2 protein-coding genes are annotated in these 1,389 nt (G+C 45.6%); one reads left to right on the forward strand and one right to left on the reverse strand.

Annotated features, from left to right (window positions below; all coding sequences use genetic code 11):
• A partial coding sequence (locus A3756_RS03355) for a CPBP family intramembrane glutamic endopeptidase (RefSeq protein WP_068552929.1) occupies positions 1-782 on the forward strand: 782 nt, incomplete at its 5' end.
• 78 nt (positions 783-860) lie between these two features.
• On the opposite strand, the gene A3756_RS03360 is transcribed toward A3756_RS03355, so the two are convergent.
• Positions 861-1,271: a hypothetical protein gene (locus A3756_RS03360; RefSeq protein ID WP_068552930.1), complete on the reverse strand. Its 411-nt coding sequence runs from the start codon at positions 1,269-1,271 to the stop codon at positions 861-863.
• Positions 1,272-1,389: the final 118 nt, after the last annotated feature.

Genomic DNA, 1,389 nt, shown 5'->3' on the forward strand with positions numbered 1-1,389 from the left:
TACCCTTATTCGTAATCTTGCTGATTACAAGCTGGCAAACACAAGTTATCGATTGGCGAACTGCTGCTTTCCTTGTTTTCGCCACGCTGATCATTAGTCAGGTTCAATCAAAGCATTTACCAATAAAAACCTTCGCCTGGATATTTTTAAGCCTTGTGCCCTTGATGCTAGCCTTACACCTTGTTCCCGGCTTTACTAAAACCACGGTCTTCGGCCCGGCCTTACTTGGTAACTCAAGCATTCCTTACACCCTAAGTGCTCACCTTGATAAAGCCTTGGGCGCAGTATTCATCTTATTTTGCTTTCGCTACTGGGTCAGCAATAGGAGCCCTTCAAACCTGAAGAACGAAACCAACATAAAGCCCGAGCTATTCGCCAAGGTCGGCTTCGCTATGTTTGGGATTTTTCTGATCGGCTACATTTTGGGCGTCAATACAGATTTTAAATTCGGCCAGCTGACTTTCGCCTTTATTTTTATTAATCTGTTTGTGACCTGCATCGCTGAAGAAGCGTTCTTCAGGCTAATCATTCAGCGCTTTATATTCCTAAAATCGTCTACAGCCAGCGCCGCCATTATTGGCTCATCCCTTCTGTTCACTCTTGCTCACTTCCATACAGGGCCCGGGGCGATAGAGAGGCTCAGCCTAATCTTTGCCGCGGGTTTACTCTACGCATGGAGTTACCAGCGAAGCAATTCTCTGCTACTTGCTATCCTGCTTCACTTTAGCATTAACCTGATTCACTTTAGCTTCTTCGTTTATCCTGCCTCTTTTACTCATTGATGACTAAGCACGCACTAAATTCTATTGGCAATAAGGCCACTTTCTTTCGAAAGCAGCCTTCTCTTTAGTCACCTGCGATTAGTGTAGGTCAGGTACAACACCCACCTGAGGCATTTCTGCCAAACCAATGTCTCTGGCATGTTCTTCAAACCCTTTGTTCTTCCAGAAGAAAGCCCCTGGCATGGTTGTAGGTACAACCAATATATAGAAGAGTGCACGACCAACTAACAACATAATGATCATGCCAAGCCCCGCAGCGATACCAATCAGTGCAGCTGAAATACCGGTAGGCGCCCAGATAAAGAAGACTGCAGAGATAAGCAAGCCAAGCACTAAGCTGACGTTTCTCGCCAAGTAAGTATTGCCAAACGTCGTCCACTGAATGTAGTGCGCTGCTGCGCCCTCTCCCTGTTCAGTATTCAGGTAACGAGCATGAGCAACAAGACCTATTGACTCAACCAGCAAGCCAATAAAGACCAGACAAGACACTCAGAAGTGGTGCAAAGCTTAAATCTTTAAGCGAATAAGCAATACAAGCAAACACGGCAAAAACAATTCCGCCGACACTAAACATACTGCCAAAGAAGCTGGTCAATACCTGCCAATG

Source organism: Oleiphilus sp. HI0086 (assembly GCF_001635225.1).